Below are 20,878 nucleotides of genomic sequence, written 5' to 3'. Positions count from 1 at the left end.
TCAATTATGTTTGAGTGAAAAACAATTTATTGGCGATTTACACTAAGATTTTGTTCAACAAAACTTAGTTATCTACTGGTTTAGGGTCCGCTTTAAAATCCGGCTGCGCGGTTTTGCTAATAACCACTGACTGGCCGTTAGTAAGCTTGAACGCACCGGCACTTACAACCTGGTCACCAGCTTTAATACCATCTGCAATTTCAATGAAATCACCACGGGATTTACCCAAACGTACAAATTGTTGACGCGCTTTCAATACATTTTTTTCTTTATCTTTTTCGATAACGAAAACCGTATCACCGAAGGGAGCAAAAATAACGGCGGTAGTAGGTACCGCCAAAGTTTTTTGCGGGTTGGATAAGGTTACCTGGGTTTGAACTGCCATTCCGGGAATAAATTGATTGTTGCTATTTTCAAGTGAAGACTGAACGGTTGCATTGCGCGTTACTGCATCTATATCTGCACCTACAGCAGTGACTTCGCCTTTCACAACATTATTCGAACCATCGCCCAATTGCACTGTAACTGGCAAACCTTTAGTCATCCGCACCAGCCAATGTTGTGGCACCGGGAAGTTAACACGTACACGATTTGTAGCTTGCAATGAAACGATTTGTGTACCTACAGGCAAGTCCTGACCCAAATCCACTTTACGAATACCTAAACGTCCATCGAAAGGCGCGCGAACAATTTTCTTTTCCAGAGTAGTTTTTAAATTATCTACATCACCTTGCGCAGATTCTTTTTGTTGCAATGCTGTGTCTAATTCGTTTTGCGATACAGTATTTTTCTTACGCAATTGCACCATACGTTCGTAATTGGCATCTGCAAGGCGCAAACGAGCTGTTGCAGCACTTAATTGCGCAGACTCGTTACCTGATTCTTGAATAAGAATGACGGTGCCGGCTTTAACATACTCGCCCGACTTAAACATAATTTGTTTTACTTTACCGGCAACTTCGGCAGAAATATTAATACCTTCATCAGCTTCTACTGTACCCATCGCTGTGAAAGTATTCGGCCAATCTTGTTGCTGTGCGGTAAAAGCGCCGACGGATTCCGGTGGCGGAACAAAATCTTTTCCCGCTTGTACCATCGCAAATATTTGGCTGAATTTTGTAAGGGCTAGAATGAGAAATATCCCTACTACTGCAGCTATAGCGATTAATATCGATTTATGTTTTTTCATTACAAAAGACCACCCAATTACGGAATTAAAGGTAAAAAATTATCAGGATGGATTGTGGCATAGGCGCCGTGGAAACCAAAATTCACAAATGTCACTAATTGTAACCGCGCCAATGACATGACCATCACAAGCTCTGTGATGTAGCCCTAATAATGAAGCGTGTAACACCGGCCCACGCCCATTAACACCAAGCCCCATTACAAGCTTATTAAATATTCAAAATAAGACTAACTCTGCAAACCTGGAGCAGATGAATAATTCATACAAATTAACAAAATGGAAATACGAGGACTTATATTCAGTTATACCTTATCTTCAAATACGAAGATGCGATGCTGATTAAGCAATAGAGATTCTTGGATAGGAGAATTTTTCAAACAAGTGTCGCAGCAAACTCCTATGTCGGGTTTGCACTAGCGAACACAATCCCAAATTAATAAGCTGGATCAGGCATATCGTTAAACGCCTGCCGCAAACGATCACCCCAACTCGATCGCAGTTGTTGGTAGTAAGGATCATCCAACCCGATGCTCACATGGGTTTTAACATGCAAGCTGTTGGCTTCGTAGACGAGCAAATCCAGCGGCATACCTACACTTAGATTGGAGCGAATTGTTGAGTCCATTGAGATCAAGGCACACTTGGCAGCATCCTTTAAACTGGTATCAGGGTCCACCACACGATCGATAATTGGCTTGCCGTACTTTGATTCGCCCACTTGGAAATAGGGCGTCTCGCGGGTTGTTTCAATAAAGTTACCGGCAGCATAAATTTGGAAAAGTCGTGGTGGCTCTTGCCCAATTTGTCCGCCAAAAATAAAACTTGCCGCAAAGTCCAAACCAAACTCTTTAAAGGCTTCGGCATCGCGGCTGTACACTTTACGCAGCGCATCACCCACCACGCGGGTAGCCTCAACCATATTTTTCGCATCTACCAGCAAGCTGCTATCAAGGGGTTTAAGTTCATTGATAACAGCCTGGCTAATTGCCAGATTGCCAGAGCTCAGCAACACCATCACGCGGTCACCAGAGCGCTCAAGCACAGTCATTTTGCGAAAGGTATTGATGTGGTCAACACCGGCGTTAGTGCGCGAATCTGATAAAAACACCAAACCCGAATCGACCTGAAGCCCGATACAATACGTCATAGATTAAACCCTGGAGTTGCTCCAAGGCAGGCTCAGAGCGCACAAATTACTGTTGCTGAAGACTTTTTTTGGAGCTGGGCGCTCGCGGCGGATAAGACACAATAGATTGTAGCAGCACCCCGGCCGAATCTGGATGCGCAATCCGCACCATAACTTCCATTGCCTCTGCCCCACCGCCGTGGCGAACACCACGCACGGGACATGCGTCCAGATAATCGCGTCCAACCGCCAAGCGGCAGTGTTCAGAGGCCGCGAAATTCGCATTGGTTACGTCAAAACTTACCCAACCTAAACCCTCTAGCCATACATCTGCCCACGCGTGGCTTGCTGCGTGATCCGTATCGCCGGGGTGTATGTAGCCACTCACGTAGCGCGCGGGTAAATCCAGCGCCCGGCAGCAAGCAATAAACACATGAGCGTGGTCCTGACAGACACCAGCCCCAGCCTCCAAAACTTCTGCTGCGGTACTGGCAACTTGCGTGGTGCCGGGAACATAGGCAACGGCTTGCTGGATACCGTCAATTAAAGTGAACATGGAATCCACCGCCCCTCGTTTGGCTTTGTAAGCCGTTTTGGCTAAATCCAGAACAGCATGATCCGCAGTAGTAAGATTTGTTGGTTGCAAATAAGCCAACAAAGGAACATCACCTCCGTCTGACGGCAAATGCGCATTCTCCTTGGAAATTTCAACCTGCCCGCTTACCGTGATGCGAATTTCTTCGTGCGGCCTATCTAACACTAAAATATGGCCGACATTTCCATAGGCGTCTAAATGGCGCTGGTATTTTCCCGGCGTATTTATTTTCCAATCAATAGCTTGCTGATGCGCTTCATGACGCGGCGTTAAACGCAAATGCTGGATGGTGTAATCAACCGGCGCAGAATATCGGTAAACAGTTTCGTGTTGAATATTGAGCAACATGATATTTCCCTCTCGCTTGAATTATGTTCCAGCTTAAGGAGCCACTGAAAAATGTTTACAGTGGTTCCTAAGCGGCGCGCATCGGCATTAAAAAATCATGACTAATACGCATACCTAAATCGTAAATTCGGCTTTGAAATTTTTCCAAATAAGGGTGCAAGCCCTCTTCCAAAATCTCTTCAATAGTTTCGTAACGTAATTGCGAACTCAACCGTCCGGCTAACCGCTGGGTTTCGTAAGAATTTTGGTTTGCCAAGTGATGTAACATTGACGCCACTTCCGTAATACAGGTGGTTAGCGAGCGCGGCAATTCGGGATTGATAATTAATAATTCCGCTACTTTATTTGGCAAGACACTATCGCGATAAACACGGCGATAAACTTCAAAAGCGGATACTGACCTCAGCAGCGCGCCCCACTGGTAATAATCCGCAGCAATACCAACGGGCTCGCCTTCAGCAATTAAATAATATTTCACATCTAGCAAACGCGCGGTATTGTCAGCGCGCTCAAGGTAAGTGCCCAAGCGGATAAAACAAAAAGCATCATCGTGCAACATGGTGCCAAAGGTAACTCCACGCGATAAAGAGGAACGGGTCTTCACCCATTCGAAGAAACCGGAAAATTCTTCGTCCTGCAATTTGCGCTTACTGTGGTTTACCATTTCCAACCAGGTTGAATTAATTGTCTCCCACATTTCGGATGTAAGCGTACCGCGCACTGCATGAGCATTTTCACGCGCCGCTTTCAAACAGCAATAAATTGACGACGGGTTGTGTGTATCAAAAACCATATAAGCCAGGACGTTTTCAGCCGTGACTTCTGAATATGTTTTTAAATAAGCAGGCAATAAATCATTGCATAAAAGTGCCGCTTGCCAATTGCGACTCGCGCTCTCGGCTGATTGCGGTGCAAGTGAGGTCTGCCAGGTAATATCTAATAAACGAGCAACATTTTCTGCACGCTCGATATAGCGAGCCAACCAAAACAAATGATCTGCCGTGCGCGATAACATAGGTTTCACTCCACAAAAATTGAACGCTATTCTTCTAATATCCAGGTATCTTTTGTGCCGCCACCTTGGGACGAATTAACCACCAAAGATCCCTCGCGCAAGGCCACTCGTGTCAAACCGCCCGGCACCATGCGAATATCTTTTCCCGACAAAACAAACGGGCGTAAATCGATATGGCGTGGTGCAATTCCAGCATCTACAAAAATGGGGCACGTCGATAATGCCAGTGTAGGCTGCGCAATATATTTGCTGGGATTTGCCTTTAAATGTGCACGAAACTCTTCAATTTCTACTTTGGTTGCCGCAGGGCCAACCAGCATGCCGTAGCCGCCTGCACCGTGGGTTTCTTTTACAACCAGGTCAGCAAGATTGTCTAATACATAAGCTAATTCATCTGGCTTTCTACACATGTGCGTTGGCACATTATTTAAAATGGGCGATTCATCCAGATAAAAGCGAATCATGTCCGGCACATAGGGATAGATTGATTTATCGTCCGCAACACCAGTACCAATTGCATTGGCTAAAGTCACACGGCCAGCACGATAAACGGACAGTAAACCCGCCACACCCAACATAGAATCCTGACGAAACGCGAGCGGATCTAAAAAGTCATCATCCAAACGGCGATAAATTACATCAACGCGTTTGGGCCCTTGGGTGGTGCGCATATAAACGGAATCATCGCGCACAAATAAATCGCGCCCTTCCACAAGCTCCACGCCCATTTGTTGCGCTAAAAATGCATGCTCAAAATATGCTGAGTTAAAGCTGCCTGGTGTTAACACTACAACCGTTGGGTTATCCACACCTTGTGGCGCACACATGCGTAAATTATCCAACAACATATCCGGATAATGTTGCACAGGTGCTACTGCGTGTTTTGCGAATAACTCAGGAAATAATCGCATCATCATTTTGCGATTTTCCAGCATGTAGGAAACACCAGAAGGCACGCGTAAATTATCTTCCAACACATAAAACTCACCCGCCCCGGCACGCACCATATCTACACCAGCAATGTGCGCATATATTTGGTTTGGGACATCAACACCTTGCATTTCCGGGCGATATTGCGCATTGCGAAGAATTTGCTCGGCTGGAATTAAACCTGCGCGCAAAATTTCCTGACCGTGATATATATCGTGAAGAAAAAGATTGAGCGCTTTTACGCGTTGCTCTAAACCTTTTTGTAACATTTTCCATTCGTGAGAAGGAATAATGCGTGGGAGTAAATCGAAAGGAATTAAACGCTCAGTTCCTGCCTCTTCGCCGTAAACTGCAAAAGTAATCCCCAGGCGATGAAAGGTTAAATCTGCTTCAGCTTTTTTGCGGGCCAAACGCTCTTTTGGCAACATATGTAGCCATTGTCCATAAGCTTCGTAATGTGGCCGTAAAACATCTGGAGCAGAAAACATCTCATCGTAAAAAACGGGTTTAGCCATCACACACCCTTAAAAATTTATTATCGATAATTTCATTGGAGCGAAATACGTGCCAAGAAAATCATGATTTTACGAGGGGTTTATGACGATAAACGCACCGCATTAGCGCAAGCGGCTAGTTGCACGCCAATTCAGCGCCGTTTTGAGGCAAATAGGATGTGGGATAAAAATTTTGAAGGGCAGGAGAAAAAAATTTGGTGCAGTCAAAACAAAAAGAGCACAAAAAGTGCTCTTTTGTTGGTGGGAAATTATTTGATCAGGCGAATAGCGAAAGGAACGCGGAACAATTTGCCGCTGGAAGCTCCCAATGCGCCCAATATACAAAACACCAAATTCAAAATACCTATAACGGGCAGAATCAAAAAGCCGATCAGGATAAGGCACAACACCCAGGCTATGGCGACCCCGATGATGACGGTAATGGACCAGTTCAGGGCTTCTTTGCTTTGGTCAGCAACATAGGCATCGTCAGTTTTAATTAAGTAGACAATCAATGCGGGAATAAACCCAAAAAAGATGGTGCCTATCCATACCAGCAGCGCAATATTTTTTGAATCCTGGGACGGCGTTGTAACAGGGCTTGAAAAGGATTGTTCTTCCATAAGTATCACCTTTGTTGAATGAGAGGAAACCACATGAGCGCCTACTATAGCCAGTGTCTTTTGTCCTCCGCAACGGCAAAAAATGCGCCCTTTCACCGTTTTAGAAAAATAAACCGGCGCTCGCGATAGCATTCGCTGACAAATGTTTATAGGCGTAGCACACAGGAGGCAGGCTATAATTCAACCCAATAACCTGCAATGCAGGCGAGCCAGGACAAGTCCCATGGAAAATCTGCACGAATTATTCGAAATGGCCAGCTTTATAGTGACTATAGTTGGCCTTCCCTTTGGTATTGCCGTTTTCATTATGGAGCAGCGCCGCGAGCGCGCTAATGAGGAAGAAGAAATTTACCTGCAACTGTCAGACGACTACACACGCTTTATGGAGCTTGTGTTGCAGAACGCTGACTTGCGCCTGCGTTCCACAGATGTTGCACCACCCCTTTCGCCCGACCAGGAAGAACGCCGAATTGTGCTGTTTTCGATTTTGGTGAGCTTGTTCGAGCGCGCTTATGTGTTAGTCCACGAAGACAAAATGAACCGCAAACAACTCCGTATGTGGCTCAGCTGGGAGGACTTTATGCGCGAATGGTGCGCACGGGAAGACTTCCGCAATGCCCTGCCGCAGTTGCTACACGGTGAAGACCCCGACTTTGCGGCCGCCATCACGCAAATTTCCAATGAAATCAGTGCCGAGCACAAAGCGCAAAAGTCGAATTAGCCCTCCTCCTACGCCTGATTCTACAGACGTGCCCCCTGCAAAATGCTATAGTGCGCGCCTTTTGAAAATCAGCATTCGGACACCGTAGGAACTATGACCCAAGCCCGTAAAATCCTCGTCACCAGCGCCCTCCCTTACGCCAACAGCGATTTGCACCTCGGCCACATGCTCGAGCAAATCCAGACTGATATTTGGGTAAGATTCCAAAACCTGCGCGGCAACGATTGTCTCTATTTTTGTGCGGACGACGCCCACGGCACCGCCATCATGCTTAAGGCAGAAGAGAAAGGTATTACCGCGGAAGAGCACATCGCCAACATCAAGCGCGATCACGAATCTGTATCGGCGGGCTTCAATATCAATTTCGCCAATTTCCATAGCACTCATTCGGATGAAAACCGCGAACTCTCGTACATGATTTACGACCGTTTGCTGGCTAACGGCCACATTGCCAGCCGCAAAATTTCGCAAGCGTTTGATCCCGAGAAGCAATTGTTCCTGGCCGACCGTTACATCAAAGGCACCTGCCCAAAATGTAAGAGCGAAGACCAATACGGTGACAACTGTGAAAAATGCGGTGCAACCTATTCGCCAATGGATTTGCTGGATGCCAAATCCACCATTTCCGGCGCAACGCCGATTGCAAAAGATTCGGAACACTTCTTCTTTACCTTACCAGCGTTTAACGATTTCTTAAAAAGCTGGACTCGTGCTGGCCACCTGCAAGATGAAGTTGCCAACAAAATGGCCGAATGGCTGGATAGCGGTTTACAAGAATGGGATATCTCCCGCGATGCGCCCTATTTCGGTTTTGAAATTCCCGGTCAGCCCGGCAAGTTTTTCTATGTGTGGTTGGATGCACCTATAGGCTACATCGCAAGCTTAAAAAATTATGCGGATAAACACGGCATAGATTGGATGGATTATTGGAAACAAGATTCCACTACCGAGGTTTATCATTTTATTGGCAAAGACATTGTTAACTTCCACGCACTCTTCTGGCCAGCCATGTTGGATTCCGCAAAACTGCGCACTCCAACTAAAATTTGCGTGCACGGTTTTGTTACGGTAAACGGAACCAAAATGAGTAAATCGCGCGGTACGTTTATTAACGCGCAAACTTATCTCGACCATTTGAATCCAGAATATTTGCGTTACTACTTCGCAGCAAAACTCACTAGCGCTGTGGATGATATTGATCTCAATCTTGAAGATTTTATCCAGCGCGTTAACAGTGATCTTGTAGGCAAAGTTGTAAACATCGCCAGCCGCACTGCAAAGTTTATTAACAACGCAGGCGGCACCTTGGTGAACGACATCGTAGATGCAGACTTGTGGCAAAAATTTGTGGATGCTGGTGAAGTTATCGCTGCGCATTATGAAGCGCGTGAATACAGTAAAGCTCTGCGTGAAGTAATGGCGCTGGCAGATTTAGCTAACGAATATATCGCCACAGCAGAACCCTGGAAATTGGCAAAACAAGCTGGTGCAGAAGCGCAAACCCAAGCTGTATGTACGCTCGGTATAAATATGTTCCGCGCAATTCTCACCTACTTGAAACCCGTTGTGCCGACGCTTGCAGCAGATGCAGAAGCATTCCTTGGCGAAACACTCAATTGGACTTCGCCCGTAAGTTTCCGTGGCAATTCAACCATCAATGAATTTAAACCACTGTTAACTCGCGTAGAAAAAGAAAAGGTTGATGCAATGTTGGAAGCAACTAAAGAAGCACTCGCAGCAGCGGCAGCTCCCAAAGCTACTGGCCCATTAGTCGACGATCCAATCGCTGCAGAAATTGAATTTAACGATTTTGCGAAAGTAGATTTGCGCATTGCGTTAATTGCTAATGCCGAACACGTTGAAGGTTCCGATAAATTATTGCGTTTAACCCTGGATTTAGGTGGTGAAACACGCAATGTTTTCTCAGGCATTAAAAGCGCTTACGATCCAAAAGATTTAGTTGGCAAACTCACAGTTGTTGTGGCCAACCTTAAACCACGCAAAATGAAATTTGGCATGAGCGAAGGCATGGTGTTGGCCGCGGGCCCTGGCGATAAAGAAATTTATCTGCTTGAACCAAACACAGGTGCACAACCCGGCCAACGCGTTATGTAATTTGCATGTTGGGTTAACCCAACATGCGCTTCATTCCAGGTGACGCCATGTCCATTAACGACTTCTTCCTGATTTTGCTCGGCACAATTTTTGTGAATAATTTTGTGCTCGTGCAATTCCTGGGCTTATGTCCGTTTATGGGAGTTTCCAACAAACTCGAATCAGCAATCGGCATGGGCGGCGCAACGACTTTTGTAATGACGCTTGCGTCCGTCTGCACTTATCTTGTTGACCATTGGATTTTATCGCCGCTCGATTTAGGTTATTTACGAACCATCGCTTTTATTTTAGTAATCGCCGCCGTCGTACAATTCGTAAAAATGTTTATGGAAAAGACGAGCCCCTTGTTGTATCGCGTACTCGGGGTTTTCTTGCCCTTAATTACTGTTAACTGCGCAGTGCTTGGCGTTGCATTATTAAACACTCAAAAGGCCCACAATTTTTTTGAATCAACGCTTTATGGCTTTGGTGGCGCACTCGGTTTTTCTATTGTGTTAATTTTATTCTCAGCCATGCGGGAACGCCTCGCAGCCGCAGATGTTCCCCTGCCATTTAAAGGCGCCGCCATTGGAATGATTACCGCGGGTTTAATGTCGCTAGCGTTTATGGGTTTTACTGGCTTAGTAACACACTAAGCTACTGAAGAATATATGTGTATGCTCGAACTCATTTTCCAAAATCCAATTGCCTCCGCCTTGATTGCACTCGTCAGTCTATCCTGCGCGTTCGGCGCCATTTTGGGTTTTGCGGCAGTTCGTTACAAAGTTGAAGGCAATCCCATTGTCGACCAAATCGATACCATACTTCCGCAAACACAATGCGGGCAATGCGGTTATCCCGGTTGCCGCCCCTACGCCCAAGCTATTGTCGATGGCGATGCAATCAACAAATGTCCGCCCGGTGGCCAAAGCACTATTAATGCACTGGCAGATTTGTTGGACGTAGAAGCTCCACCATTAAATGCAGAACACGGCATAGAGTCTCCCGTAAAAACAGTTGCATTTATTCGTGAAGATGAATGTATAGGTTGCACTAAATGTATTCAGGCGTGCCCAGTTGATGCAATTCTCGGTGCTGCCAAGCAAATGCACACAGTGATTGTCGATGAATGTACCGGCTGCGATTTGTGTGTTGAGCCATGTCCTGTAGATTGTATTGATATGATCCCGGTTGAAACTTCTTTAAAAAGTTGGGCATGGGATTTACCAGCTATAACTCCAGTGCAATTAATCGCCAGCGATAAAAATCAACTCCACGAAGATGGAGATAAAGCTGCATAATGAATGTTAGTAATGTAATTAAAATTTTTGAATTTCCTGGCGGTATATATCCACCGGAAAACAAAACCCAATCCATGCAATTGCCTTTAGGCAGTGTGCCAATTCCGCCGCAATTAATTATTCCACTCAACCAACACATTGGTGCGCCCGCAAAACCAATTGTGCAAATAGGTGATAAGGTATTGGCAGGCCAACTCATTGCTGCTGCAGATGGGACTTTCAGTGCAAATGTGCACGCATCAAGCTCTGGTGTTGTCAGCGCCATAAATAATTTCGTATTGCCTCATCCATCTGGAATGAGCGGCGAATGCATCACTATTACTACCGATGGTAAACACGAATCTTTTATCACTGAAGCGTGCGAGGATTTTACTGCGCTTGATCCTTTAAGATTGCTTGATAAAATTCGTGCAGCTGGTGTTATTGGTTTAGGCGGCGCTGGCTTTCCCACGTCGGTAAAGCTCAACATTAAATCTACGCAAAAAATTGATACCCTAATTATCAATGGTGCCGAGTGCGAACCTTACATCACCGCCGACGATATGCTCATGCAAGCTCGCGCTGATGACATTATTGCAGGCAGCTTTTTACTCGCGCATATTCTTCACAACCCCAAACGTTTAGTCATAGCTGTTGAAGATAACAAACCTAAAGCAATTGCCGCTTTACAAACTGCGCTGAAAAATTACGTAGAGAAAAATCCTGGTAGCTCAATAGAGATTATTGGTGTGCCAACTAAATATCCTTCTGGCGGCGCCAAACAATTAATACAAATTATTACGGGCCATGAAATTCCGCATGGACATCATTCTGCCGATATTAATGCAAGCTGCGTAAATGTAGGCACCGCAGCAGCCGCTTGGCGGGCGGTGCATTTTGGTGAGCCACTAACCTCACGCATCACAACGGTGGTTGGCGAATCGCTTGATACGCAACGTAATATCGACGTATTAATTGGTACGCCCATAGATTACGTGTTGAAACATCACGGCTTTAATCCCGCCAAAGCATCGCGTGTAATTATGGGCGGCTCAATGATGGGATTCACGCTACACGATTTGCGCGCGCCGGTTATAAAAACCACTAACTGCATACTTGCTCCCACAAAAAAAGAAGCGCCTATACCACCTCCAGCACAAGCTTGTATTCGCTGTGGGTTGTGTTCAGAAGTATGCCCTGCCAGTTTGTTGCCACAGCAATTATTTTGGTATGCACAAGCAGAGGATACAGATCGCTTGCAGGCACACAATCTCTTCGATTGCATTGAGTGCGGTGCATGCTCTTATGTATGCCCCAGTAAAATTCCACTGGTTCAATATTATCGCGCTGCCAAAGGCAATATTCGCCAACAGCTTGCAGATAAAGAAAAAGCTGATCGCTCGCGTCAACGTTTTGAATTTAGACAAACGCGTATTGAAAAAGAAGAAGCCGCGAAAGAAGTAAAACGTGTAGCGCGAAAAAAAGCCGCTGATGAAGTAAAACAAAAGTTAGCGGAACAAAAAGCCAAAGCGAACGATGAACCGGTGGTTGAAGAAAATATATTGGCAGCAGCGCCACAAGTCGCCGCTGTAGTTACTGCTGTTGCAAAGGCCAATTCAGCGCAACCCGGTTTTGAAGAACAAAAATCCAGGCTTGAGCGAATTGTCGGTGCCGCCAAAAATAGCTTGGAAAGCGCCCGCGCACCGCTCGTGCCTAAAAATCCTGAATTCCCTATCACCGAAGAACAACTTGTTCGCCAACAATCGCGCATCAAGCAAACCGAACTCAAACTGGCCGAAGCAGAAAAAAAGCTTTCTGAATTTCTTGCTACCGCAAACAGCCAACCTACAGAAGATTTGGTAACGGCAGCTATGGCACGTGCGCAAACCAAGTTAAGTTTATCACCGGCGGAAAAATTGAGAGCAAATCTGGAAGCATTGGAAGCGCGGCTTCAGAAAGCACAAGAAAAGGCCGAGCAAGCGAAAGCCGAAGCCAGCCCGAGCGCAAATGCGTTACAGCTCGGCGTAGTAAAAATGCAGGAAAAAATTGCTGATGTTAAAGCCGAGCTAGCAGAATTGGAAAAAGCTCAACCTAAAGCTTCTAATAAAGCAGAACAAACAGCAGTTGAGCAAGCCATGCAGAAAGCGAAAGCAAGAGCTGAATCTTTGGCGAATATGAGCGAAGAAGAAAAACGTGCAGATCAAATTAAGACGATGGAAGCGCGTTTGCAAAAAGCCAAAGAACGTTTAGCCAGGGCTGAATCAGAAAATGATCCACATGTAGAAGCCTTTAAAAAAGCCGTTATTAATATTGAAGAAAAGCTGAAAGAACTCTTATAGAAGATCAGAATGGCATTATTAAATATTACATCACCCCATACCCACGGGCCTTTATCTACTGCGCAGATAATGCGTTTAGTAATTTACGCCCTTGTGCCTGGCATTCTTACCCTGGCTTACTTTTTTGGATCGGGTGTATTTTTAAATTTAATAATCGCCAGCTTAAGTTGTTTAGGATTTGAGGCAGCTATTTTAAAATTGCGCAGTCGCCCCATTGGGTTTTACTTGCGCGACTACAGTGCCTTGGTCACTGCATTTTTGTTAGCAGTATCACTCCCCCCTTACTGTCCGTGGTGGTTGGTAGTCACCGGCAGCTTTTGCGCAATAGTTTTAGCCAAACAGCTTTACGGCGGCATGGGTTTAAATCCATTTAATCCTGCGATGGTTGCTTACGTTATTTTATTGGTGTCATTCCCTATTCCAATGACGCAGTGGGCGACACCCGCCACATTGGATGGCGCACAGGCGGTAAGCATTAGCGAAGCGCTAGGCAAAATATTTATCGGTCAGCAAGTAGATGGATATGCATCAGCAACTGTGTTGGACGTAATGAAACAAAATTCCGCTTTTGCATTGGAAGAAATCTACAAAAAAGAACCCCTGTTTAAAAATGGTTACTTTGCCAGCGCAGGTTGGGAATGGGTAAACATTGCCTTCTTAATCGGTGGCTTATTTTTGCTTTATAAAAAAATATTTACCTGGCACGCTCCTATTTCAATGTTAATTGCCCTGACATTGATGGCGATAATTTTCTACGACAACGGCAGCTCACATAGCGGTGGCTCACCCGTTTTCCATTTGCTATCCGGCGCTACTATGTTGGGTGCATTTTTTATAGTGACTGATCCGGTAACCTCAGCGGTCAGTAAAAAGGGCAGAATTATTTATGGTGCAGCTATTGGCGTTTTGATTTATGTCATTCGTGTTTGGGGCAAAGGTTATCCCGATGGTGTTGCCTTCGCGGTGCTCTTTTTAAACTTTGCAGCGCCTTTTATTGACTACTACACAACACCGCGCACTTACGGCCATAAAAAAGCCAGAGTTGTGATCGCAAAAGATTCGGAGGAAAAATAGCATGCTTGGCTCCTCCATCACCAAAAATAGTTTATTGCTTGGCATATTTGCGTTGGCAACAACGGCATTGCTCGCGTTTACCGCAGAATTTACAAAAGCGCGCATTGCAAAGTCTGAACGTGAAGCACAACAAAAAGCTTTATTTGAAATAGTACCGCGCGCACGTCACGACAATGATATTTTAAGTGAGACCATTGAGGTTCCAGCAGATGCCTGGGCTGGTCTGGGTTTAAAAAGTGCTGATGAGATTCACGTGGCTCGCCATGCGGACAATACTGTTGCCGTTATAATTCCTGCAATTGCGCCCGATGGTTACAGCGGGGACATTCGCATGATTGTTGGCATCAATGCAGACGGCACTATCGCAGGTGTTCGCATTTTAGATCATCACGAAACACCGGGGCTGGGCGATAAAATAGAATTAAAAAAAGCCCAATGGATTTTAGACTTTAATGGAAAATCTCTACAAAACCCTAGCGCCTCGCAATGGAAAGTTAAAAAAGACGGCGGCACCTTTGATCAATTTGCTGGCGCGACTATTACACCACGCGCGGTAGTCAATCAGGTTCGCAAAGTATTAGAATTTGTAGATGCACATCGCGATGAGCTGTTTAAAAAGAACAGCGCAATGCTGGAGGCTAAACATGAGTGAAGACGCTGATAAAAACTTGGTGAGTTACCAAGACATAGCTGAAAAAGGTTTGTGGAAAAATAACCCGGCCCTGGTACAAGTATTAGGCCTGTGCCCGCTACTCGCCGTGAGCGCTTCCGTTGTTAACGCTTTGGGTTTAGGTTTAGCAACACTCATGGTACTCACCGCATCTAATACGGCAGTGTCATTAATCCGCAACCAGATTAGCGATACTATTCGCCTACCCGCCTTTGTGATGATTATTGCTTCGCTCGTAAGCTGCATAGAATTATTAATGAAAGCTTACACCTACGAGCTATACCAAATCCTTGGCATTTTTATTCCGTTGATTGTGACTAACTGCGCCGTGCTTGGGCGAGCAGAAAGCTTTGCCAGTAAAAATAAAATCCTGCCGTCAGCGGTAGATGGTTTTATGATGGGCCTAGGTTTTACATTGGTACTGGTTTGCGTAGGTGCGATTCGCGAACTTCTTGGCACAGGTATGATTTTTAACAACATGCAGTTGTTGTTCGGTGACGCCGCCCTTAATTGGAAACTTAATGTGTTAGGTGCTAATTACCCCGGAGTGATTCTTGCGCTCTTGCCGCCGGGCGCTTTTATTGTGGTAGGCTTTTTAATGGCCGGTAAAAATGTTATTGACTCCCAATTAAGGAAGCGCGCTGACGCAAAAGCAGGCCCCAAAGAAATTGTTAAGGGCGGTAAGCGTGTTCGCACTACCGGCCAAATCGCCTAATCCAGCTAGATTATATTGATAGAGAAAACTTTATGTTTAATGAAACTCAAATGGTAGATTTTTTTCACGTTCATGTTGTGCCCTGGATGATGCGAATTGGCGTAGCCCTAACCATTTTCGTAATCGGCCAACTTGTCGCAAAAGTAATTAGTGGTGTTATCGCCAAGTTACTTTCGCACACCAAGCTCGACAAAATTCTTATCGATTTTTTAAGCTCCGTAGTGCGCGCGCTGCTTCTAGTGGTGGTTATAGTTGCCGCACTGGACAAGCTAGGTGTAAATACAAACTCATTAATTGCCATGCTAGGTGCAGCCGGTATTGCAATTGGCCTAGCATTGCAAAGCTCGTTACAAAACTTTGCCGCTGGTTTTATGCTGCTGATTTTCCGTCCGTTCAAAGCCGGTGATTTTGTGGAAACTGCTGGCACGTCAGGCATTATCGATTCCATTGGTATTTTTTCTACCAAGCTTTATACCGGCGATAACAAAGAAGTGATTATTCCTAACGGATCAATTTACAGCAGCAACATTATCAATTACTCGTCACGCAAAACTCGCCGCATCGACATGATTTTTGGTGTGAGTTACGGCGACGACATTCGTCTTGCAAAAGACATTATCTTGAAGGTCATTAGCGATGAGGAACGCGTATTAAAAGATCCCGCGCCCGAAGTTGCTGTGGGTGAATTAGCGCAAAGCAGTGTTAATTTTGTAGTGCGCCCCTGGGTTAAAGCGGAAGACTACTGGGCGGTGAAGTTCGCTATTAATGAAAAAATCAAACTAGCCTTTGATGAAAACAAAATCACCATTCCCTTCCCTACTGTTGTAAATATCAAAAAAGAGCAATAAACCGTCCCTAAAAAAACGCCGCATCATCCTGACACGGCGTTTTTATATACTCCTACCAATCCTTTATTAATGGCTCCAATAAACTTACGCTAATTAAAGGTTCTTCAGCGACTAAGGCTACTTTTTGAATAACCCGTTTTAATTGATCTACGTTTTCCCTCCAGTTATAGGATTCAAGCAAACGCCACGCATGCTCGGTAAAATCAAATTCAACCGAAAGCGTGTATTCCTTGATAAAAAAACTCACCAAATCACGCAAATCCTCTTTGCGCTCTGCCAAATCCGGCAATTGAAGTTCAAGTGTATTTTCCTTAAGCCAAGCCACCATTTCGAATTCGTTGGTGTATTGCTTGCTGCTTACCGAAAAAATAATACCTACAGATTCTGTAACACCCTTTGAAGCATGTTCCTTTTTGATGGTTTCCCAAAAACGCTGCAATACTCGAAAATTGTTTTGCGATAAGGTATCCACATTGCGCAAATATAAGGTTCCACCTTTTGCATAAGAATAAAGCGCTTGCAAAATGCTGGCTGCGGCACCTTCTTGCCACTCATTACAAGATGATTCAATAAAAGGCAAAATGCTTTGATGACGCGAGCAATGTATGCTGCGTGCAGCAATACTTTTGCCCGTGCCTTTATTTCCGCGAATTAAAATCGGCTGGCTGGCATCTTTTAGTTGTTCGATACGCTTATCAATTTGGCGCAGCGCTGCGCTATGGCCAATCCAATAACTTTGGTCACCGTAAATAAAAATAGCGCGGTAGCGAGTTTGGTAGCGTGTAATAATCGAGCCCAACTCACTCGCTATCATGTGAAGTTCAGATTCGATAATTCGTGGCGAATGTTTTATCGTCTGTTCAATAAAATCTGCTTCAGGCAAAGTGGCTAATAAATAACCCAAACGTTGCCCCTGATAATCCATGGAAACAGAAATAGTATCTTGATGATTAAAATACTCAGTCGATGGAGCAATAGCTGAATCATTAGAGATAATAAATTCTTCAACCAAACCCAACGCACTGCTAGTAGAATCCGGCTCATCACCCGCCAACAGTAAATGGCGATATCCCTGGTGGGTAATGCAACGCAAAGTAACGGCAATGTGACTTACGCCCATACGCTCGGCCGCGCTTTGCAAGACAATCTTGGCGAGGGTGATAAAACTTTTATTGAGCGGAACCCATTTCGCGCCCGATTGTTCATCAAACGCATAAACCGCCTTGGCGACGGGTTTGTTGGATTTATTATTTTGAAATAATGAGATCATAAGTGCTTCTCCAGAGGGACAAGCATTTCACCCATTTATAGGTACTTGCGGGGGTGCGTGCATCCATTCGTGCAATAAGCGCCTATAAACGGGTGAAACCTTGTCTTGACTGTGGCACTCTATGGTTTATTAAATAACTTGCCCATTACGCGTTATTACACGCCGGTTCAATGAGCATCAGTGGAAGATAAAACAGGGAATTAACGAAGCAACAAATACAACCCTGTATACAATTTTATGGCTTATATTTTCGATACCGCTCACCAAACCTACATTGCACTCGCGCCGCATCATACCTTTGGCCGCCTTGCGAACTCGGTTGATACCCAAATTAACAAACCTTACATCTCCAAACTTCACGCTGCGATTGAATGGAGCGGCAAAGAGTGGCGAATAAAAAACCTGGGGCTTAACGGCACTTGGGTGAATGATGTAAAACTGTCGGCCAACGAATCCGTAACGCTCAACCTGAATGACGAACTGCATTTTGCGGAACTCGCCGATCCGGCATTCAAAATCAGCGATCTTTCGGCACCAGCCGACATGCTTTGGCCGCTGGACACTCCCGCTGGCGTCACGCCCCAGCCGATTTACCTCTCGCGCTACCATTTATTGCCCGACGCCATTACCCCGGAGCTTGCCGTTTATTTCGATGAGCAGAGCCAGCAGTGGCAATTGGAAACCCTGACCGCTGACCAGGAGCACCACACCCATCCCGTCGAAGATGGCGGTTTGGTTCAGCTGGGCAGCCAACACTGGCAGTTGATGCGTGCACAGGTTTATGGCCCTACAGAAGTCCATGCATTCCCCATGCATCAGCTCAGCGATATGGAATTTATCTTCAACCTCAGCCTGGACGAAGAAAGCACCCAGCTGGAATTGGTACATGGCCAGCAAAAGGTGGACTTGGCCGTACGTAACCACCATTACCTCCTCGCACAACTGGCTCGCCATCGCGTTGCCGATGCCGCACGCGGGTTAGATAGCAAAAGCCGGGGCTGGATTTACACCGATAGACTCGCCAGTGAGCTGGGGTTGGACACAACTCATATGAATATTCACATTTTTCGCTTACGTAAACAGATAGCCGACAGTTTGCCGACTATACTGGGGCAACAGCACCTATTAGAAAGGCGCGGTGGGAAAATTCGTTTTGGTTGCGAGAAGTTCAAAATCTACAAAGGTGAAGCATTAACCGTCGAGTCACCATTGGCAACCACCGAATAGCAACGTTCATCCATCTTATAATTTGATTATTGAATGACCCAATTGTCGGCAAACAAAGACCTAATCCAAATCGGTCATTACACGATTATCCGTACCCTCGGGCGTGGCGGAATGGGGTTGGTCTACCTTGCGCACGACCCCCGGTTAGATCGTCAGGTTGCCATCAAATGCCTACGCAGCGATTTATACGAAGCCCATTATCGCGAGCGCTTTAAGCGCGAGGCACTGCTGCTCGCCAAGCTTAACCACCCGCACATTGTTCAAATCTACGACTACATTGAGACAGACGAAAAACTCGCGTTGGTCATGGAATACGTTGACGGGCAAAACCTGCAACAGCATTTGCGCGAGCATATAGTTCCCATTACCCAGCGCATGCAATGGCTTACCCAAATTGCACAAGGCTTAGCCGTTGCCCACGACGCGGGGATTATTCACCGCGATTTAAAATCCGAAAACATCTTAATCAGCCACCACAAGCTCGCCAAAATTACCGACTTGGGTATCGCCAAATCGCAAGACTACAATGCAACACTTACCGATCATGTAACCGGTAGTTATGCATCCATGTCGCCCGAGCAAGCCATGGGTGAAGCGATTGATTTCCGCAGCGATTTATTTTCGTTTGGTATTTTGGCTTATCAACTTTTGTGCGGCGCACATCCCTTTGGCGAAGCCGAAAACAAACTGCAAATTATGCAGCGGATTATTTCGCACCCGCCAATTTCGCCTACAAAAAATAATCCTGATTTACCGGTAGAAGCCGTTGAGCTTTTAGGGCAACTCTTAAGCAAAAATCCTGACAACCGACCTGCCAATTCTCGCTGGGTAGCAGCACAGTGCGAAAAACTGTACCAATGGTTTTTGGCTAACACCAAAGTAGATGAAGACCACACCCAAGCTTTGCACAATACCAATTCTGGCATTCGTATAAATATATCTAAAGGTGTAACGCAAGAGCACCCTACTTTTGAAACGCACCTGCTGAAAAAGTCCGCACCATTTTCGGTACGCGCTAAAAATTATCTACGCAACAATATTGCAACCTTCGCTGTGTTCGGTTTGATTTTGGCGGGCACAGTGGGCGCTTTGATATGGAAGATGCAGCCTAAGATTGAACAAGAAGAAATAGCAGAGACGCAAACTTCCGGCGAACCCTATTCACAAGCACGGGAGTTTAAAAAAGGCCTGGAGGCGCTCAAACTTTTTGATCGCCCTGAGAATTTGGATGCGGCAGAAAAAAGTTTTAATACCATTGTCTCCCATATGCCGAACAATGCGGCGGCAGTTGCTGGCTTATCACTGGTGTATAGCTATAGATACCGTGGTGAATTTGAAGATCCTATTTGGATGCAAAAGGCAGATGCCAGCGCACAACAAGCACTGAAGTTGAATCCACAATTAGCACTGGCTCATGTTGCTTTAGGACGTGTTTTTAACCTTAAGGCAGAACAGGATAAAGCCTTGGTCGCGTTTGAAAAAGCCCTTGCACTTGAGCCAACCAGTATTTTTGCATGGCTCGGTAAGATATATGCATTAAGAGCCTCACAGCGTTTTGACGAAGCCATTCAACTTGCTAAGCTTGCATTAGAGAGATTCCCTAAAGAAAGTTTGTTTGTTGATGCTTTAGGTTTGACTTACGTCGATCAAAAAAATGATTTGAAAGCAGAAGAAGCTTTTCGACTAAGCATTCAACTTCAACCTGACGGAGTGCTCGCCTATACAGGCTTGAGTTATATTTTTATTCGCCAAAACCGAACTGATGAAGCCCTGCAAATTTTGCAACAAGGTTTGCAAATACGCTCCAGTGAACAGCTACTTGGCAACCTTGGCAATATGTTGTTCAACAAAGGGGATTATGTTGGCGCTGCAACTGCATTTGAGGCCGCCGTGTCACCCGACAAAGGCAACCCCAAAAGCCACCTTGCTTGGGCGAATTTAGCGGACACTTTGTTATGGATTCCAGGGAGAAAAACAGAAGCGCAAAAAGCGTATTTAAAAGCCATTGATTTACTAACTCCGCGATTAGAGCGCAAAAAAGACGATGTCACGTTAATTTCACGCAAGGCACTTTATCTGGCAAGAGTGGGAGAAAGTACACAAGCGAAACCTCTGTTAGCTCATGTAATTGCAATCGCGCCAAAGAATGCTAGTGTTCAATTTCGTGCAGGCTTAGCCTACGAGCTCTTAGGTGAGCGTGATGCGGCAATTGCAGCACTTTCTGCCGCTGTTGAACTTGGTTACCCGATCAAGTTCATTCAAGCAGAGCCTGACTTAATGGAGTTACGCCGCATAAGCGGTAAATTCTAATTTACATAAT

18 protein-coding genes are annotated in these 20,878 nt (G+C 45.5%); 11 read left to right on the top strand and 7 right to left on the bottom strand.

Annotated features, from left to right (window positions below):
• Nucleotides 1–64 precede the first annotated feature (64 nt).
• The 6 genes from IE104_RS05875 to IE104_RS05850 all read right to left on the bottom strand — a co-directional run bounded on the left by IE104_RS05875 (nt 65) and on the right by IE104_RS05850 (nt 6,320).
• Nucleotides 65–1,189 carry an efflux RND transporter periplasmic adaptor subunit gene (locus IE104_RS05875; protein WP_189416667.1) on the bottom strand — a complete coding sequence of 375 codons (1,125 nt, stop codon included), beginning with the start codon at nt 1,187–1,189 and terminating at the stop codon, nt 65–67.
• A 433-nt stretch (nt 1,190–1,622) separates the two neighbouring features.
• Nucleotides 1,623–2,336, bottom strand: a complete 714-nt coding sequence (locus tag IE104_RS05870) for a proteasome-type protease (protein ID WP_189416666.1) — start codon at nt 2,334–2,336, stop codon at nt 1,623–1,625.
• A gap of 46 nt (nt 2,337–2,382) precedes the next feature.
• On the bottom strand, nt 2,383–3,258 hold the full coding sequence (locus tag IE104_RS05865; protein ID WP_189416664.1) for a transglutaminase family protein: 876 nt from the start codon (nt 3,256–3,258) through the stop codon (nt 2,383–2,385).
• Between the two features lie 67 nt (nt 3,259–3,325).
• Nucleotides 3,326–4,273 (bottom strand): alpha-E domain-containing protein, encoded by a 948-nt coding sequence (locus IE104_RS05860; RefSeq protein WP_189416662.1) that lies wholly within the window; start codon nt 4,271–4,273, stop codon nt 3,326–3,328.
• A 26-nt stretch (nt 4,274–4,299) separates the two neighbouring features.
• Nucleotides 4,300–5,718, bottom strand: coding sequence for a circularly permuted type 2 ATP-grasp protein (locus IE104_RS05855; protein ID WP_189416661.1), 1,419 nt, complete (start codon nt 5,716–5,718; stop codon nt 4,300–4,302).
• A gap of 248 nt (nt 5,719–5,966) precedes the next feature.
• On the bottom strand, nt 5,967–6,320 hold the full coding sequence (locus tag IE104_RS05850) for a DUF4870 domain-containing protein (protein ID WP_189416659.1): 354 nt from the start codon (nt 6,318–6,320) through the stop codon (nt 5,967–5,969).
• 223 nt (nt 6,321–6,543) lie between these two features.
• Here IE104_RS05850 and IE104_RS05845 point away from each other — a divergent pair, with 223 nt between their 5' ends.
• The 9 genes from IE104_RS05845 (at nt 6,544) to IE104_RS05805 (ending at nt 16,061) form a co-directional block, all read left to right on the top strand.
• Nucleotides 6,544–7,041 carry a hypothetical protein gene (locus IE104_RS05845; protein WP_189416658.1) on the top strand — a complete coding sequence of 166 codons (498 nt, stop codon included), beginning with the start codon at nt 6,544–6,546 and terminating at the stop codon, nt 7,039–7,041.
• A 93-nt stretch (nt 7,042–7,134) separates the two neighbouring features.
• Nucleotides 7,135–9,156 carry a methionine--tRNA ligase gene (gene metG / locus IE104_RS05840; protein WP_189416656.1) on the top strand — a complete coding sequence of 674 codons (2,022 nt, stop codon included), beginning with the start codon at nt 7,135–7,137 and terminating at the stop codon, nt 9,154–9,156.
• A gap of 47 nt (nt 9,157–9,203) precedes the next feature.
• Nucleotides 9,204–9,791, top strand: a complete 588-nt coding sequence (gene rsxA, locus IE104_RS05835; RefSeq protein WP_373298465.1) for an electron transport complex subunit RsxA — start codon at nt 9,204–9,206, stop codon at nt 9,789–9,791.
• A gap of 21 nt (nt 9,792–9,812) precedes the next feature.
• Nucleotides 9,813–10,436, top strand: a complete 624-nt coding sequence (rsxB, locus tag IE104_RS05830; protein ID WP_189416650.1) for an electron transport complex subunit RsxB — start codon at nt 9,813–9,815, stop codon at nt 10,434–10,436.
• Nucleotides 10,436–12,754: an electron transport complex subunit RsxC gene (rsxC, locus tag IE104_RS05825; protein ID WP_189416649.1), complete on the top strand. Its 2,319-nt coding sequence runs from the start codon at nt 10,436–10,438 to the stop codon at nt 12,752–12,754. The genes rsxB and rsxC overlap by 1 nt, the downstream gene beginning before the upstream one ends.
• A 9-nt stretch (nt 12,755–12,763) precedes the next feature.
• Nucleotides 12,764–13,828 carry an electron transport complex subunit RsxD gene (gene rsxD / locus IE104_RS05820; protein WP_189416648.1) on the top strand — a complete coding sequence of 355 codons (1,065 nt, stop codon included), beginning with the start codon at nt 12,764–12,766 and terminating at the stop codon, nt 13,826–13,828.
• A 1-nt stretch (nt 13,829) separates the two neighbouring features.
• Nucleotides 13,830–14,480 carry an electron transport complex subunit RsxG gene (rsxG, locus tag IE104_RS05815; RefSeq protein ID WP_189416647.1) on the top strand — a complete coding sequence of 217 codons (651 nt, stop codon included), beginning with the start codon at nt 13,830–13,832 and terminating at the stop codon, nt 14,478–14,480.
• A complete protein-coding gene (locus IE104_RS05810) occupies nt 14,473–15,213 on the top strand; it encodes an electron transport complex subunit E (protein ID WP_308429266.1) in 741 nt (246 codons plus the stop codon). The genes rsxG and IE104_RS05810 overlap by 8 nt, the downstream gene beginning before the upstream one ends.
• A 32-nt stretch (nt 15,214–15,245) precedes the next feature.
• Nucleotides 15,246–16,061, top strand: coding sequence for a mechanosensitive ion channel family protein (locus IE104_RS05805; RefSeq protein WP_189416646.1), 816 nt, complete (start codon nt 15,246–15,248; stop codon nt 16,059–16,061).
• A gap of 52 nt (nt 16,062–16,113) precedes the next feature.
• Here the strand turns inward: IE104_RS05805 and IE104_RS05800 are convergent, their stop codons facing one another.
• Entirely contained in the window at nt 16,114–17,331 is a 1,218-nt protein-coding gene (locus tag IE104_RS05800) for an AAA-type ATPase lid domain-containing protein (protein WP_189416644.1), read from the bottom strand.
• Nucleotides 17,332–17,568: 237 nt separating this feature from the next.
• Between IE104_RS05800 and IE104_RS05795 the strand changes: the two genes are divergently transcribed.
• Together IE104_RS05795 and IE104_RS05790 are read left to right on the top strand one after the other, a co-directional pair.
• Nucleotides 17,569–18,558 (top strand): FHA domain-containing protein, encoded by a 990-nt coding sequence (locus tag IE104_RS05795; protein ID WP_189416642.1) that lies wholly within the window; start codon nt 17,569–17,571, stop codon nt 18,556–18,558.
• Nucleotides 18,559–18,591: 33 nt separating this feature from the next.
• Nucleotides 18,592–20,868 carry a serine/threonine-protein kinase gene (locus IE104_RS05790; protein WP_189416641.1) on the top strand — a complete coding sequence of 759 codons (2,277 nt, stop codon included), beginning with the start codon at nt 18,592–18,594 and terminating at the stop codon, nt 20,866–20,868.
• Nucleotides 20,869–20,878 lie beyond the last annotated feature (10 nt).

The organism is Cellvibrio zantedeschiae, from assembly GCF_014652535.1.
In the GTDB taxonomy this organism is placed as follows: domain Bacteria; phylum Pseudomonadota; class Gammaproteobacteria; order Pseudomonadales; family Cellvibrionaceae; genus Cellvibrio; species Cellvibrio zantedeschiae.
Note: the sequence above shows the minus strand (reverse complement) of the source record. Positions and strands in the feature narration are given on the sequence as shown.